General features: G+C 56.7%; 18 protein-coding genes and 1 pseudogene. 10 read left to right on the top strand and 9 right to left on the bottom strand.

The window, feature by feature from the left end; genetic code table 11:
- Window positions 1-132: 132 nt before the first annotated feature.
- The 4 genes and pseudogenes from MUN79_RS29930 to MUN79_RS07895 form a co-directional block, all read right to left on the bottom strand.
- Window positions 133-408: pseudogene (locus MUN79_RS29930) on the bottom strand (GIN domain-containing protein); the annotation flags it as partial.
- Window positions 409-419: 11 nt separating this feature from the next.
- The gene (locus tag MUN79_RS29925; RefSeq protein ID WP_262923010.1) at window positions 420-860 is read right to left on the bottom strand and encodes a GIN domain-containing protein; all 441 of its coding nucleotides are present in this window, start codon (window positions 858-860) and stop codon (window positions 420-422) included.
- Window positions 861-967: 107 nt separating this feature from the next.
- On the bottom strand, window positions 968-1,549 hold the full coding sequence (locus tag MUN79_RS07900) for an RNA polymerase sigma-70 factor (protein WP_244677173.1): 582 nt from the start codon (window positions 1,547-1,549) through the stop codon (window positions 968-970).
- A gap of 118 nt (window positions 1,550-1,667) precedes the next feature.
- Window positions 1,668-2,963: an MFS transporter gene (locus tag MUN79_RS07895; RefSeq protein ID WP_244677172.1), complete on the bottom strand. Its 1,296-nt coding sequence runs from the start codon at window positions 2,961-2,963 to the stop codon at window positions 1,668-1,670.
- A 229-nt stretch (window positions 2,964-3,192) separates the two neighbouring features.
- On the opposite strand from MUN79_RS07895, the gene MUN79_RS07890 reads away from it, so the two are divergent.
- The 6 genes from MUN79_RS07890 (at window position 3,193) to nth (ending at window position 6,239) form a co-directional block, all read left to right on the top strand.
- Window positions 3,193-3,618, top strand: coding sequence for a hypothetical protein (locus MUN79_RS07890; RefSeq protein ID WP_244677171.1), 426 nt, complete (start codon window positions 3,193-3,195; stop codon window positions 3,616-3,618).
- Between the two features lie 77 nt (window positions 3,619-3,695).
- Window positions 3,696-4,061, top strand: coding sequence for a DUF6799 domain-containing protein (locus MUN79_RS07885; protein ID WP_244677170.1), 366 nt, complete (start codon window positions 3,696-3,698; stop codon window positions 4,059-4,061).
- A 91-nt stretch (window positions 4,062-4,152) separates the two neighbouring features.
- On the top strand, window positions 4,153-4,278 hold the full coding sequence (locus MUN79_RS29920) for a hypothetical protein (protein ID WP_262923009.1): 126 nt from the start codon (window positions 4,153-4,155) through the stop codon (window positions 4,276-4,278).
- 309 nt (window positions 4,279-4,587) lie between these two features.
- Window positions 4,588-5,223: an RNA polymerase sigma factor gene (locus MUN79_RS07880; protein WP_244677169.1), complete on the top strand. Its 636-nt coding sequence runs from the start codon at window positions 4,588-4,590 to the stop codon at window positions 5,221-5,223.
- Window positions 5,162-5,392 (top strand): anti-sigma factor, encoded by a 231-nt coding sequence (locus MUN79_RS07875; RefSeq protein ID WP_226187072.1) that lies wholly within the window; start codon window positions 5,162-5,164, stop codon window positions 5,390-5,392. The genes MUN79_RS07880 and MUN79_RS07875 overlap by 62 nt, the downstream gene beginning before the upstream one ends.
- A 157-nt stretch (window positions 5,393-5,549) precedes the next feature.
- The gene (gene nth / locus MUN79_RS07870) at window positions 5,550-6,239 is read left to right on the top strand and encodes an endonuclease III (RefSeq protein ID WP_244677168.1); all 690 of its coding nucleotides are present in this window, start codon (window positions 5,550-5,552) and stop codon (window positions 6,237-6,239) included.
- 294 nt (window positions 6,240-6,533) lie between these two features.
- On the opposite strand, the gene MUN79_RS07865 is transcribed toward nth, so the two are convergent.
- Both MUN79_RS07865 and gldB read right to left on the bottom strand, forming a co-directional pair.
- Window positions 6,534-7,490, bottom strand: coding sequence for a glycosyltransferase (locus MUN79_RS07865; RefSeq protein ID WP_244677167.1), 957 nt, complete (start codon window positions 7,488-7,490; stop codon window positions 6,534-6,536).
- Between the two features lie 99 nt (window positions 7,491-7,589).
- Window positions 7,590-8,609 (bottom strand): gliding motility lipoprotein GldB, encoded by a 1,020-nt coding sequence (gene gldB, locus MUN79_RS07860; protein ID WP_244677166.1) that lies wholly within the window; start codon window positions 8,607-8,609, stop codon window positions 7,590-7,592.
- Window positions 8,610-8,694: 85 nt separating this feature from the next.
- Here gldB and MUN79_RS07855 point away from each other — a divergent pair, with 85 nt between their 5' ends.
- Complete coding sequence (locus tag MUN79_RS07855; protein WP_244677165.1) at window positions 8,695-9,381, top strand: porin family protein; 687 nt, start codon at window positions 8,695-8,697, stop codon at window positions 9,379-9,381.
- A gap of 94 nt (window positions 9,382-9,475) precedes the next feature.
- Here MUN79_RS07855 and MUN79_RS07850 read toward each other — a convergent pair whose 3' ends face one another.
- The 3 genes from MUN79_RS07850 to MUN79_RS07840 form a co-directional block, all read right to left on the bottom strand.
- Entirely contained in the window at window positions 9,476-11,086 is a 1,611-nt protein-coding gene (locus MUN79_RS07850) for an Rne/Rng family ribonuclease (protein ID WP_244677164.1), read from the bottom strand.
- A gap of 328 nt (window positions 11,087-11,414) precedes the next feature.
- Window positions 11,415-12,311, bottom strand: coding sequence for a tetratricopeptide repeat protein (locus MUN79_RS07845; RefSeq protein ID WP_244677163.1), 897 nt, complete (start codon window positions 12,309-12,311; stop codon window positions 11,415-11,417).
- Window positions 12,312-12,388: 77 nt separating this feature from the next.
- Window positions 12,389-12,694 (bottom strand): HU family DNA-binding protein, encoded by a 306-nt coding sequence (locus MUN79_RS07840; RefSeq protein ID WP_100338688.1) that lies wholly within the window; start codon window positions 12,692-12,694, stop codon window positions 12,389-12,391.
- Window positions 12,695-12,879: 185 nt separating this feature from the next.
- Here MUN79_RS07840 and mutY point away from each other — a divergent pair, with 185 nt between their 5' ends.
- From mutY to gldD, 3 genes are all read left to right on the top strand, one after another.
- On the top strand, window positions 12,880-13,980 hold the full coding sequence (mutY, locus tag MUN79_RS07835) for an A/G-specific adenine glycosylase (protein ID WP_375378243.1): 1,101 nt from the start codon (window positions 12,880-12,882) through the stop codon (window positions 13,978-13,980).
- Between the two features lie 95 nt (window positions 13,981-14,075).
- Entirely contained in the window at window positions 14,076-14,510 is a 435-nt protein-coding gene (locus MUN79_RS07830; protein ID WP_244677161.1) for a single-stranded DNA-binding protein, read from the top strand.
- 162 nt (window positions 14,511-14,672) lie between these two features.
- Window positions 14,673-15,269: a gliding motility lipoprotein GldD gene (gene gldD, locus MUN79_RS07825; protein ID WP_244677160.1), complete on the top strand. Its 597-nt coding sequence runs from the start codon at window positions 14,673-14,675 to the stop codon at window positions 15,267-15,269.
- Window positions 15,270-15,281 lie beyond the last annotated feature (12 nt).

The following is a 15,281-nucleotide window of genomic DNA, read 5'->3' as shown; positions in this document are numbered from 1 at the left end:
TTGCACCCGGGCAGACGGCCCAGGCCCGACAATACCGGGCGGGCCGGCAAAAAATCGTCCCGTCCATTTTCGAAAGTCCGCCGGAATTGCAGGAAGAATCCCGGCGGATTTCGGGTAAGGTCCTGCCGGCGCTTAGTTGGCATCCACCACACGGCCCGAGCCGGAAGTGCGCACCGTGATGGTGGGACGACCTTTGTAGTACACCTTGCCCGAGCCGCTAATGCTGGCATTGAGCGTTTCGGCAGCCGTAACCTGGGTGCTGCCCGAGCCGCTAATGCTGGCGTCGGCGGCCTGCACGGTCAGCGGAAAGGTTTCTACTGCGCCCGAGCCGCTCAGGTGCATCTCGTGGCGGGCGGCATCACCGGCCAGGCGCACGGTGCCCGAGCCGGAGATGTCGGTGCGCAGGTTGCGGGCTCCTACTACCCCAGATTAATGCCGCCCGAGCCCGAGAGGCTCAGCCCCAGGTCGTCGATGCGCCAGGCATTCTGCCCCACCACGCTGCCCGAGCCCGACACATGCACGCTGCTCAGGTTTGGCGTGGTGATGTACACCCGGATGGGCTCGTGGCGGCGCACGTTTACCCGACCATAGTTGATGGCCAGCCGCTCGCCGCTCACGTTGGTTTGCAGCACGTTCAGAATGTTTTGCTGAGCTTCTACCCGCAGCGAGCGGCTGGAGCCCTGAGTCAGGAACACCTCGGCATTCACCGAAAGCTCCAGGCGGGAGAAGTCGGTCACGGTCCGGTTCTCGGTCACTACCGGGCCGCTGCCGGTTACTTTGTCGGGGAAGACGTCGTCGCAGTCGCAGCTGGTCAGGCCGAGGGTGAGGGTTAGGAAGCCGAAGTAGAGAAGGTTTTTCATAGCCGTAGCGTAAGGTTTCGGGTCAGAGAAAATGTTGCTTTCCTCTCTTTGATCCACGACCCGGACCTTACCCCTACGCCCCATCAAAAAATATTTTCTAGCGGGCCTTACAGCAGGAAAGAATACAGATTCTTGAGCAGGCCGCTGAGCTGTTGCCGCAAAATGCGCAGGGCCTTGCCCATCTGATTTTCGACAGTTTTGGGGGAAATTTCGAGGGCATCGGCTATTTCCTGGTAGCTCATTTCCTCGTAGCGGCTCATGGTAAACACGGTCCGACACTGGGGCGGCAGGTGAGCAAGGGCCGCTTCCACCGAATCCTCCGCTTCCTGCTGGTAGAGCGTGTGCAGGGCATTATCAACGCGCGGCTCGGCTGTGGCGGGAGCGTCGTCCCAGGCTACCTGGCGCTGGCCCCGCTCCTGGTAGCGCAAAGCGGCGTTCAAGGCTGCCCGGTACAGGTAAGCCCGGTACGTGGTGCTGATAACCAGCGTGTCGCGCCCGTTCCAGATGCGCAAAAACACGTCCTGCAGCAGGTCTTCGGTGGCTTCCTTGTCTTTAACGACCCGCTGAATAACCGTGCCCAGGGGCCGGTAGAATTCCCGGAACAGCACCTCCATAAAGGCTTCCGCGTCGGTAGCCCGCAGGTGGGCAAGCCGGACTTCTAAAGCATCTGTAGCATCGGAAGTAGCCATAGCGCGGGGCGGCCGCAAAGCCATAATCTGCCAAAAGCGGCCTAATTCAAGCGCAAAGCTACAGTATATAGTGTTTCCACTACGCTCTTATCACATACTTATGCTATATAATTTGGGCCTAGGCCACTGGTTCGGGCTCCGGCTTCTTGGGCGTCATGTCCAGCGTGCGCAGCTTATCGGCCCGCCAGGTGGTGAATAAGACCACGATAATGGTCATGATGCCGCCGAATACCACCGAGGGCACCACGCCCATCAGCTTGGCCGCCGCTCCCGACTCAAAGGCCCCTATTTCGTTGCTGGAACCGATAAAGATGTTGTTGACGGCCGATACGCGCCCCTTCATGTACTCGGGCGTAAAGGTGTGAATCAGCGTGGAGCGCACAATCACCGACACCGAGTCGAAGACGCCGGTCAGAAACAGCAGGCCCAACGACAACCAGAAGTTGGTAGACAAGGCAAAGGCAATGGTAGCGGCCCCGAAGCCCGCCACGGCCCACAGCAGCTTGCGGCCGGCGTGCCGCTTCAGGGGGAAATAAGTCAGGGCCACGGCCATCAGTACTGAGCCTACAGCGGGTGCGGCTTCCAAATGACCCAGGCCGGCGGCTCCCACGTGCAGAATATCCACCGCAAACACTGGCAGCAGGGCCACGGCACCACCGAAGAGCACCGCAAACATATCCAGCGCCAGGGCCGCCAGCACGAGCTGGTTGCTGAAAATAAACTTTAGTCCGCTCAGCACACTTTCTTGCAGGCTCAGCTTCTCGCCCTCGCGCGGCGGCAGGGGCCGCGACGCAATGCCAGCAAACTGCACCAGGGCCAGCAGCAGCAACCCAGTGGCCACAGCGTAGGAGTTGGCCACGCCCAGGTGGGCCACCAGGTAGCCGCCGATGGCCGGGCCCAGCACCGCCGAAGCTTGATAGGTGGTGCTGTTCCAGGTAATGGCGTTGGCCAGCTTATCTCGGCTAGGCAGCAGCTGGGGCATAAACGAGAACAAAGCCGGCCCCAGAAAGCCCCGGGCAATACCGCTGATAAAGATGACCACGTAGAGCGGCAGCGTGTACAAGGAGCCTTTGGCCAGCAAGGGCAGCCCCGCCGGCGACGACAAAGCCCACAGTGCCGCCGCACACAGCAGCAGCACCGTCACGGTCACGATGATGATGTTCTTGCGCTTTACCGAGTCGGCCACGTGCCCCGCGTAGAGCGACACGCCAATGCTGGGCAGCGCCTCGGCCAGCCCGATAAAGCCCAGCGCCAGCGGGTCGCCGGTGAGCCGGAATATCTGCCAGGCCACCACCAGCCCCTGCACGCGGGTAGCCACCGTAAAACACACCCGGGCCGAAATAAGCCGACGAAAATCAGGAATCCGTAGCGCCGCGTACGGGTCGTGGGGCGTGAGCGAGGTATCAGCAGCCATAAAGCAGAAACAGTGGAAGGAAGCAGGGCAAAGGTAAACCGAAACCGGGGCCCGAAGTCACAGCTCAGGTTGGGAACTAGCCGGCAGCCGGCCGATTCAACGGTCTTAAAACCGCGTTACAACCAATACAGCAGCTGATTGCCGGGTTTGACAAAATTCCCCGATTTGTTTATCTTACTTCCCTGTGCCGCCTGGTTTTCAGACCCATCCACTCCTTTAGCCGCTGCCCGTGCCAACCGTTACTGCCGTTGCCGATTTTGTGGAGCTTACCCTGCGCGAAGACCTTGGCACGCTGCTGGGCCGCTGGTTGCGGCAGGTAAGCCCCGCCGAAGTGCAGCAGGGCTACGAAGCCACGCTACGCGTAGCGGCTCCCCAGAAAGTGCGCTACTGGCTGCTCGACCTGCGCCGCCGTGGTACCATCAGCGAAGATTCCACCCAGTGGGTGCTGACCACCTTTCTGCCCCGGCTTACGGGCCTGCTTGGCGGGCGCGTGTACCTGGCGTTTCTTATGTCGCCGGCCCACCTAAGCAACGTGGATCAGGAGAATGGGGCACCACTGGTTTCCAACGCCGACTGCCACGTGCGCCTGTTCAGCGACGAAGGCCTGGCCGCCGATTGGCTGGCCCGGCGGCGCGCCCATGAATCCCACGCGTAACCTTCCCGGGCAAAGCGCGTCAGCAGCAGTACCGGCAGCCGTGGCCGGTTTTCCGGACCTTCTTCCTACCCCACCCCATGCACTACGCTCCGCTTGCCTGCCTTGCCCTTGCCAGCCTGCTGCTACCCGCGGCCCCCGTCCTGGCCCAAACTACGCCGGCGTCGACCGCCACAGCTTCTGCATCAGCCCCGGCGCTGAAAGACGGGGTAGCCCGCCGCAATGGCCTTACCATGCGGATTCAGGCCGGCCAGATGTCGCGCTTGTCGGCTCCGGTCACCATGGACAATGGCACCGTTGTACGTCCCGACGGGATTATGATCAGCAAGGACGGCACCCGGCAGATGCTGCCCGAGGGCAGGGCGGTGAACCTGCAGGGTACCATCGTCAACTTCACCGACGACATGATGTCGGCCCCGCTATTGAGCAGCGTGCCCGGCAAGTAACCGGCCAGCCCACCGAAACCCAGCTGCCCGCTACGGCCCTGCCCTGGTACCGCAGCGGCTGGCCACCGAGCTGCGCCGTACCGAGCAACGCATGGTCTTGCTTCAGCAACTCTCCGACCGCCTGGCCGAGCGCACCAAAGCCGCTGTCGGCCAGAATCCGGCCGCCACTTCTATCGACACCCAGCTGCAAACCATCGATTCTCAGCTACGGCGCTGAGCCAGAATATAACTCGTGTAAAAGCCCGCAAAAGCGGGCTTTTTTTATGCTAAAACGCCCGCGCTAACGAATGAAGGAACAATAAATTTTTTCGTTAGATCCTTCAATTTGAAATAGTTGATATACGCTATTGAATGATTTGTTTTAAAAGACAAAAATTATTTTGCTTTTGAAGCAACCATGCATTGCGAATGGTGTTGCCGTTTTCTACATTTGGAAACTTCATCTGCTCTTCAGAAACTTTCTCGATTTCACCGGCAACTGCACTCTATGGCCTAAAGCTCTACGTTCCTCTAACCCGTAGCCTTTATGGACACCTTGCAGCCGAGCGATTCCGCTCTCATATCCCTTTACATTGCCGGTAAGGAAGATGCCTTTGCCCTATTGCTAGATCGGCACAAAAGCCGCGTTTTCACCACGATTATGCTAATCGTGCGCGATGAGGACGTAGCCGAAGACCTGCTGCAGGATACCTTTATCAAAGCTATCCACACGATGAAGAGTGGGCGCTACAATGAGGAAGGAAAATTCTCTTCCTGGATTTGCCGTATCGCTCATAATCTGGCGATTGACTTCTTCCGCCGCGAAAAACGCAGTCCTTTATTGAATCTTGACACAACAAGTCATGCATTCAATTCGTTGTCGTTGGCAGAAGAGGGTGCGGAGGCTACCATCACCCGTGAGGAAACCCACGCCCGTCTTCGGGAGCTAATCCAGGACCTGCCCGCAGTGCAGAAAGAAGTGCTCATCATGCGTCACTACGGCGACATGAGCTTTCAGGAAATTGCGGACGCGACGGGGGTTAGCATCAACACAGCGCTGGGGCGTATGCGTTACGCGCTGATTAACCTGCGGAAGAAGATGGCCGCACAACCCGTTTTCTATGATCAAAACCTTTACCCACGAGAAACTGCTCCGGTACGTATACAACGAATTGCCGGCTAATGAGCACCAGGAAGTAGAGCGCGCCCTGCTCCACGACGCCGAACTGGCCACCGTGTGCGCCGACCTCCTCTTAGCCCAGCGCTGCTTGGATGGCCTCAAAAGTGCCCCTAGCAAGCGTACCACCGATTCGATTTTACAGTACTCCCGCACCTTTCTCAAGGCTGGGTAAAGATTACTCCTCGTCATCCTGAGCTTGCAAGCCCGCTTGCTGTTCCACGCTTCCACTCTCAGAGTGGTCAGCCGACAGTAAGCAGAGCGTGTCGAGCTCAGGATGACTTTTTTTGGCGTTATTTTGCCGCTCTTCCAGTGCTTATTTGCTTCCAGCCATGCGCAAGCCCGAGCGGTTCCGTCGGTTCCTCGACTACTTCACCACCCACTTTCCCGAGCCCAAAACGGAGCTGCACTACGGCAACCCCTACGAGCTGATTGTGGCCGTGGTACTCAGTGCCCAGTGTACCGATAAGCGCGTCAACCAGATTATGCCGGCTCTGCTGGAGCAATTTCCGACCCCGGCCCACTTGGCGCTGGCTTCGGCCGACGACATCTTTCCCTTTATTCGTAGCGTCTCCTACCCCAACAACAAGGCCAAGCACCTAGCGGGCCTGGGCCGTTTGCTAGTGGAGGAATTTAACTCTGAAGTGCCCAGCACGATTGAGGAACTACAGCGCCTACCGGGTGTGGGCCGCAAAACGGCCAACGTAATTGTATCGGTTATTTACAATCAGCCCGCTATGGCCGTCGACACGCATGTGTTTCGGGTGTCGCACCGGCTGGGCTTGGTGACGCAAAAGGCTACAACGCCCCTAGCCGTGGAAAAGGAGCTGGTGCGGTATATACCCGAGAAGCTGATTCCGAAAGCCCACCACTGGCTGATTCTGCACGGCCGCTACGTATGCGTGGCTCGCACGCCCAAGTGCGGAATTTGCCCGCTTAAGGACTTTTGTAAGTACTACGCTTCTCACTTCGGCAAGCCCAGCGCAGCAGATTTAGATCCGGCTACTACTGTGGAAATCTGAGTACTGCAGCCGAATCAGTACAACTTAGTATAAAACTAGTTCTCCAGGGTTTAAACTTCAGCGCTCCTTTCGAGGATTCCTTGTATTGTTTGCGCAATCTGTTGCCGGTCAAACTCCTTAACCGCTACCTCTTGGCCACGCAGGCCCGCATCTGCTAAAAGCTGGGGCTGAGTCAGCAGTTGAGCCAGCAGTTCAACCAACGCCGGGGCATTGCCAGCGGGGAGTACCAGCCGCATCCGTGCTGTTCTACCAGCTTTTTCGTCCATCCTTGGTTTGTGACGACTACCGGTGTACCTACGGCCAGACTATCATAGAACTTGGCCGGGGAATTGGCGTCCAGCACGGGAAGGTCGAGGAAGGATACGACGGCAACATCGGCCAGCTTAAACCAGCTAAATACGGCATGCCGGGCTGGGGCGGCACCAGCCGAATGGCAGGACACCGCAAAGCAGCAGCCCGCACCAGGGGCTCATGAAACCCAAGACCCATAAACAGCCATACTGCCTGGGGATGAACCAGAGCCAGGGCTTCGGCCGCTGCCACCAGCGTTGGAATATCGTTGGCCCGCCCAAAGGTACCGGCGTAGAGAATTACTTGCTTGCCAGTCAAGCCCAACTGGGCCTGCAGTTTAGCTACGGCTGCCGGCGTGGCCTGGGCGGCCAGGTCCAGGTCGGTACCGTTTAGCACAGTAGTAATTTTGCTCGTCGGAAAGCCCAACTGCTGCACGTAGCGCGTCATATCCGGCGACAGAGGCAAAATATGCTGGGCACTCTGGTACAGACTTTTTTCGAGGGCAAACAGGCGGTTCTGGGCCCAACGGGTGGGCACCGCGCCCATGGCAATGGGAAAGGACGGCCACAGATCCTGCACCTCAAACACCCAGGGAATTTGACGCCGCTTGGCCACTTGCGCGGCAGCCCAGGCAGCTGTCAGCGGGGTGGAAATTCCCCAGATGACATCGGGCCGCTCTAGTTTCAGGCCTTCCCGCACAGCGTAAGCAGCATACTGCCCAAACGACAGCACCCGCCGAGCCACACCCATCCTGTTTTCGTAGGGCACCTCGGCGGCCCGCATTTCCACGCCTTCCGGCAGCCACGGATACTCCTGCGTCAGGCGCTGGCTTTCCCAAGTGCGAGTGGTAATGAGCGTGACGCGGTGCGACTTGGCCAGGTGCGCCAGCAAGGAGTAATGGCGGCTCGTTGCCGGACAGTCAGGGTTGGTGTGGTACTGGCTGAAAACGGCAATGTGCACTGGGCAGTAATTAGGAATTAGCAATGACGAGTTAAGAATTCATTCTCCAACTCTGAAGGATCGAAACGCCGACTGGGTCGCCGTTTATTTCCCTGGTACCTACTTCCGCCGCGGCCGGTACCGCGACTCATTCAGGATGCGCTGCGGGTCTTTCTGAGCCATCAGTTGGGCCAGCGTCACGTTGGGGTGCTCAGCCATATACTTGCGCACAATCTGCCAGCCGACCCAGGCTCCCACCCGGCCGGGGCAAGTTTTGTCGATTTCGGGCACATTGGGCCGTTCCCCGATATACTTCTGAATGGTAAACGGGCTGGTGTTGTAGAGCAGATTTTTCTCAATAAAGTGGGCCCATACCTTGCCTTCGTTGAACTGCAGATTAGCCATTTCCGGTCCCGTAAAGCCAATGAGCAAGGTATCAGCGGTGCAGGGCAGCACCTTTTCGGCGAAGTAAAGCGACTTACCAAACTGCACCATCTCGCTCAGCATGGTCTGGTCGGTGAGCTTCTTCTGGTTGTACTTGCTGGAAATAGCCAAGGCCGCGGTAGGAATCATATAGGCCGGCTCGTAGCGGCGCAGGATGTATTCGGGCACGTTGGGCCGGTAGCTGGCCTTGGCACCGGCAAAAAAGTCGATGCTGAGCACCATCAGGCTGTCGTTCACGAACAAGTCCTGGCTGAGCCCGCTCACGAAGGTCTTTACCGGGGGCACCGAAAAATTCGGAAAATAGTAGCGTACATGCTGAAACAGCTGCTTAAGTTGACTCTGCAGCGCGTTGGTGTCCTTAAAGGCAGCTTCCGAATCCTTCCCCAGTTTCTGCAAGCCCTGGTTGGTGGACAAACTCACCAATTTCTCCGCTAGGACATCCTCCGACGGAAACTGCTTCCGTCCCAGGAAATAGGTAGTGAAAGTAGGGTTCTGACGCATGAACTGCTTAGCTTCCGCTGCATTCTTGATCTGAAAGAATGGCTGCTCTAACCGTTCCATCTGCACCGTAACCGGCACTTTGGCCACTTCCGGGTCGGCCGAGCAGGTTTCGTTGGATGTGCAGCTGCTGAGCACCAGACTGGAGCCCAGAAAACAGAACAGTATAAGGCGGAGGTAGGCAGGAATGTAAGTCACGCTTCTATCTTTAGGGCGAAAATAGCCAAAACGAAACGCCGCGGGGCTGTCTTTCGTCTAAAGCCTGACTCTTTTCCTCTTCATTATGAAAAAATTGCTTCTCGCAATGCTGGTGCTGGGTGCATCAGCCGGCACGGCTTCCGCTCAGGTAGAAATTGGCTTGAAACTGTCGCCCTCCGTTGCGTACATGCGCGCTGATGGTCCCACGGCCTATAACTTTCAGAACGCAAAAAGCAAAGTGACCCTGGGTGGCGGCCTGGTAGTCGACTACTTCTTTGGCCAGAACTACGCTTTCAGCTCCGGCTTATGGCTTACTGGCAAGGGCGGCACTATCTCCTATATGGATGTCAGCTCTCCGGGTGGCTCTTCGATGGTAACCAAGGAACAGAAAATCGGCCTGCAGTACCTGGAAGTGCCGGTTACCGTCAAGCTGTTTACCAATGATATTGCCACCGATACCAAGCTCTATTTCCAGCTGGGCGGTACCCTGGGCGGCGCTATTGCCAACCGCATCAATGGAGAGAAGCGCTATACGGATGCCGCCACGGGTAAAGAAACCGAAGCTTCCAAGCACTTCATCGTACCCGATGCCTCGGCTCTGATTGGGGCCGGCGTCGAATATCAGCTCGGCCAGAGCACCAAGGTATTCGGTGGCTTCTCCTACCACCGCGGCCTGTTCAACATCGACAAGTATTTCGAAGACGAGCGGGGCTTCCAGGAAGTAACGCTCAAAAACAACGAAATAGCCCTGGATTTAGGCCTGAAGTTCTAAGGTCAACTACCGCACCCCACATGAAAAAGCCCCCGCTGCTCTTGCCGAGCAACGGGGCTTTCTTCTTATCAGGAAGGTTTTCGCAGAAAAACCGTCAATCAGTAATTTCTTCCACCTCCCGGTCCTGGAGGCGGCTCATGGCGGCGGCGGGGGAATGCAACTCGATTTCCTCGCCCCGCTCATCCTCGATGCGGTAGTCGGTCAAGCCCAAGGACGTATCCTTCATGATCTTGACCCACTTATAATACTTCAAATACCACTTCATCTGCTTCGACACCAATCCCTTGGTGTAATAAGCGTGCAGGAAGGGGTGCACGTACAGCGTGATGCCCGACTGGTTTTGGGTAACCAGCAGGTCCTCAATGCTGTTGTCGATTTCGTCCGTTACGAGGATAGAGGCCGAAATCTTGCCCGTGCCGCCACAGGTGGGGCACACTTCACCGGTCACAATGTTCTCGGCGGGGCGTACGCGCTGCCGCGTAATCTGCAGCAGCCCGAATTTGGTAATAGGTAGAATCGTGAAGCGCGCTTTGTCGTTCTTCATGATGTCCTTCACGGCATCCTCCACCTTTTTGCGACTATCGGCACTCTTCATGTCGATAAAATCGACGACGATGATGCCGCCCATGTCGCGCAGGCGCAGCTGCCGGGCTACCTCTTTAGCCGCCAGCATGTTGATCATGAGAGCCGTAGCCTCCTGGTCACTTTCCTGGTTGCTCTTGTTGCCCGAGTTGACGTCGATAACGTGCAGGGCTTCGGTGTGTTCAATCACCAAATAGCCCCCGCCGGGCACTGTTACGGTCTTGCCAAACAGCGTTTTGAGCTGCTTTTCAATTCCCACGTGCTCAAACACTTTCACCTTACCGGTGTGAAGCTTGAGCAAGCCGAGCTTGTCGGGCGCAATTTTCTGGAGGTAGCTGCGCATCTCCTCATACATCGGCGCCGAATCCACGGTAATGGAGTCGAAGCTTTCGTTGAGCATATCGCGAATCATGGAACTGGTGCGGCCCAGTTCACCCAGCACCTTGTCGTTCGGCTTAGCCGCGCGCAAGGACTGGAAGAGCTGTTCCCAGTTGGCCGTCATGCTCTGCATATCCCGGTCGAGCTCAGCCACCTCCCGGCCTTCGGCCACGGTGCGGATGATTACGCCAAAATTGTCGGGCTTGATGGAGGCAATGAGCCGCTTGAGCCGCTCCCGCTCCGTCTTGCTGACGATTTTCTTGGATACGCTAATCGTATTCGAAAAAGGGACCAGCACCAGATACCGGCCCGCCATGGAAATATCCATGCTTAGGCGCGGCCCCTTGGTGGAAATTGGCTCCTTCACAATCTGAACCAGCAGCTGCTGGCCCTTCTTGAAGACGTCGGCGGCCTTGCCGACTTTGTCGAGCTGCCCTTCGAACTGAAAGTTCTTGAGCGCCCCGACGGTAATTTTCTGCGATTGTACGCCTCTGCTCCACTTCAGCAGCGAAGGGAAGTTCTCCCCTAGGTCGCCGTAGTGCAGAAATGCGTCTTTTTGATACCCAATGTCGATGAACGCGGCGTTCAGACCGGGCATAACTTTCTTGACCGTGCCCAGGAAGATGTCACCAACGGAGTAGTTGGTGTCGTTGCGGTCAAAGTGGTATTCAATGAGCCGCTTATCCTGGAGCAGGGCAATCCGTTCTCCTTCCTGAGTAGAATTAATGACTAATTCGTTACTCAATGGGTCAGATAAGTTAAGAGAGCACCAAGTTTAGCCGCAGCCGTATCCCCCGAAACCGGCAAAGGGAAGCCAGTGCGCAAGGCACCAGCTTCCCTTCTTAGCCACGGGAAAAGCGAACTTTTAGCCACTCTCGAGATACTCTACGTGAGAGATAGACGGCCTTTTATTGGTTAAAGCGTTTAACCGGCCGCCAGCAAACCCGGAAAGGGCTTACTTCTTCTTGTGACGGTTCTTGCGCAGACGCTTCTTCCGCTTGTGAGTGGCAATCTTATGACGCTTTCTCTTTTTACCGCAGGGCATGTTTGATGAGGTTAGGGTGTAAAAAAACTTAATTCAATTTCTGCAACTGCTCGTCCACGGAGGCGGTAAAGCCGGGGTCCGTGCTCAAGCTTTTGGCCTTGGTAAAGGCCTTCCGGGCATCTTCTTTGGCACCAGTCAGCGCCAAAGATACGCCCAAGTAGAACTGTCCGTTGGCGTTTTCCGGATTTACCACCGTCAACTCCCGGAACCGCTCCACTGCTTTGTCGTTCTGATTGCTCCGCAACGAGAGGATACCCAGGTTATAGATAGCCTCTTCGTTTTTGGGGTCAGCGGCCAGTACCTCGCGCAACAGGCTCACGCCCGCTACTGGATTGTCGCTGGCCATCAGAGCCATACCCAGGTTGGTTTTGGCCTTCAGGTTGTCGGGGTTGTTCTTCAACACCCGCTCGTACAACTCCCGGGTTTTGGCGCCCAGCATCTTAGCCCGCTCCTCAGTCGTAGCAAAGCTGAACGCTTCGTAATACGCATCGGCCGCGCGCTGCAAAGTTTGTTCACCGGGCCGGGCCACGGCAATCTGCTCAAGGTAGTAGCCAGCGCTGTCGAACTTCTCGACGCCGCGGTACTTGGCGGCCAGATCGGTAGCCAGGCGCAGCTTAACGCCCGGGTCACGCTCGGCCGAGTACTTGGCCAGCAGGGCACTGATTTCGCGGCGTTGCTCCGGAGCTACCGCCATATGCGGCTGCTCTGGAGTAGCGCCGGCCGGCATGCCGCCTTCTACGGAAGAAGTAGAGGGAGCGGCGGCACCGTTGTCGCGATTGGCGGTGCGAGCCGCCGTCTGCTGGTTCAGCTCGTTTTTGCCTTCCTTGGGTTTTACGATTCCCTTAGGCAGCAAAAACAGGCCAGCCACCAGCGCTAGGGCGACGGCCAGAACAAGAAGTTGATGCGAAGAAGGACGTGTAGCCATGTGGAAAAAGCAGGCCGCCGGGCTCCCAAACTTGGAATCCCCGGCGGCTCGGCCGGCAATGTTACGAAGAAAGAAAATTAGGCCTGAGCCGTCTCTTTGATCTTCTTGCTGTTTTTGATCTTACCGATGAAGGTCTTCGACGGCTTGAAGCTCGGGATGAAGTGCTCGTCGATGATGATCGAAGTGTTTTTTGAGATGTTACGAGCCACTTTCTTTGCCCGCTTCTTGTTTACGAAGCTACCGAAGCCACGCACGTAGATATTGTTGCCATCGGCCATCGAATCCTTTACCACTTTGAAAAATGCTTCAACGGTAGCCGATACGTCGGTCTTCTCAATGCCGGTCTTGTCGGCGATTTCGGCGATTACTTCTGCTTTAGTCACGCTGGTATGTGTACTAAGGTGTGAAAAATGTATGCTGGGCAAAACTCCCGATTCAACACGTAAGCCCTTGCCCGGTAGGCTGTTCGCTTAAGAATTCGGGCCACAAAGGTAGCCCCCTTTTTTGGTTTTGCAATACTTTTTCCGCAATCCATTTAGCGTCCCATTTCTTCTTCAAACCACTATATATCAAATCTTTGCCTCTTTCCGTTCTTGCCCCTGCTCACCCCTATTTCGCCCAGGCCCTCTTGGAATGGTACCCGCGCCACCGCCGCGACCTGCCCTGGCGTCACACCCGCAACCCGTATGCCATCTGGCTTTCAGAAGTTATCCTGCAGCAAACTCGGGTAAAGCAGGGCCTGCCGTACTATCTGGACTTCATCACAACCTACCCCACCGTGCAGGACCTGGCGGCCGCGCCCGAGGATGAAGTACTCAGGCACTGGCAGGGACTGGGCTACTACTCCCGGGCCCGCAACATGCATCACACGGCCCAGCAGGTAGTGCGCGAGTACGAAGGCGTGTTTCCCGACACCTACCTCGACCTGCTCAAGCTGCGCGGCGTGGGCCAGTACACGGCGGCGGCTATTGCTTCTTTTGCCTTTGGCGAGAAAGTAGCCGTGCTCGATGGCAACGTGTACCGGGTGTTGTCGCGCGTGTTTGGAATTACCTCCGACATTGCCGCCCCCGCCACCCGCAAGGAGTTCCAGGCGCTGGCCGATACGCTGATTCCGGCCGCCGCCCCCGACGAGTTCAACCAGGCCATTATGGAGTTTGGAGCTATTCAATGCACCCCCATAAAGCCTGACTGCCTGTTTTGCCCGCTGCAAAGCCAGTGCTATGCTTTCCAGCACGGCATGGTGCAGGAACTGCCAGTAAAGAGCAAGGCCAAAGCGGGCCGTACCCGCTACTTTCATTATATAGTGCTGCGTCACGGCGATACGCTGTATTTGAAAAAGCGCACCGCCAAGGATATATGGCAGGGACTGTACGATTTTGCCCTAACTGAAACTGAGGCTGCGGAACTCCCGGCGGTGGAGTTGGCTGCTACGGTAGCGGATCTGGGCGGTAGCATTGCCACTGACCGGGCCGAGGAGCCTGTTCTGGCTTTGCGCCACGTGCTAAGTCACCAGAAGGTGGAGGCTCGGTTTCATCCGGTGTGGCTGAAGCAACCTTTACCGGCGGCTTCCTTAGCCGCCTCTGGCTTGGCTCCTTTCACAGCTGAAGAGGCGCATGATTTGCCTAAGCCCGTGCTAATTGCTAATTATATTGACAAAACCTGGAAATAAAAGCTAAAATATTTGGTTATATAATCAGTATTGGCTATTTTTATAAGAGATAAAGATATTTTATCCAACCCTCTTAACTACTTAACAACCAAGCAATGGCTGGCATCAACAAAGTAATTCTGGTAGGCAACCTGGGCAAGGACCCCGAGGTTCGGCATTTGGAAGGCGGCTCGAGTGTAGCTCACTTCACGCTGGCCACGAATGACTCCTACAAAGACAAATCCGGTAACCGCGTGGAGCGGACCGAATGGCATAATATTACGGCCTGGCGCGGTTTGGCCGAAATGGCGGAGAAGTACCTCAAGAAAGGTCAGCAGATCTACGTGGAGGGCAAGCTGCGCACCCGCCAGTACCAGGACAAGGATAATCAAACCCGCTACATCACCGAAATTGTAGCAGACGAAATATCCATGCTGGGCGGCCGGCCGCAGGGTGATGGTCAGGCCAGCAGCAACGGGCAGGGCAACGAGCAGCCCGCCGAAGCTCAGACCTTCCGCCAGGAGCCCGAAATTGACCAACTGCCGTTTTAAAGGTCTTTAAACGCGTGTTTTTGCAAAGCCTCGGCACGTCGCCGGGGCTTTTTGCGTTGCTGCTAAACCCAGTAGTGTTGCTGCTTACCTGGCAGCTGTTTCTCCCGCTGCATGCGTAGCCGATTCTGGTTACCTTTGAACAGTAAACCTGCATTGCGCTAAATGCCCGATTCCTTCTTTCTACGTGGTCTGAGTACCGTTCTTGGCTTTGGCCTGCTGCTCAGCAGCTGCTCGTCGCCGGCTGATTATACGCCCAAGCCCAAGGGCTATAACCGGATTGACTTGCCCGCTGCCACCTACCAGCAGTTGGGCCCGGGCCACCCGTACACGTTCGAGTACTCGCAGCAGGCTAAAGTATTGCGCGACTCGTCGTATCTGGCCCAGCCCCACTGGATTAACATCTATTATCCCCGGCTGCAGGCCAACGTGCAGATTACCTACATGCCCATCAAGCAGGATAAGAAGCTATTCAATAAGCTTCTTGAAGATGCCCGCAAGCTCACGGCCAAGCATCAGATTAAGGCTTCGGCCATTGACGAAAGTGTAATCAAGATGCCTGGCGGCCTGCGGGCAGCGGTTTTTGAGCTGTCGGGCGAGGTACCCAGCCAGTTCCAGTTTTACACCACCGACAGCACCACGCACTTCTTCCGCGGAGCTTTGTATTTCCGCACGGCCACGGCCAACGACTCCTTGGCTCCTGTCATCGACTACGTGAAAAAGGACGTAGTTCACATGCTCAACACCCTGAAATTCCGCTAGCTTACGGCTTGC

The sequence above is a fragment of the Hymenobacter cellulosilyticus genome, assembly GCF_022919215.1.
In the GTDB taxonomy this organism is placed as follows: domain Bacteria; phylum Bacteroidota; class Bacteroidia; order Cytophagales; family Hymenobacteraceae; genus Hymenobacter; species Hymenobacter cellulosilyticus.
Note: the sequence above shows the minus strand (reverse complement) of the source record. Positions and strands in the feature narration are given on the sequence as shown.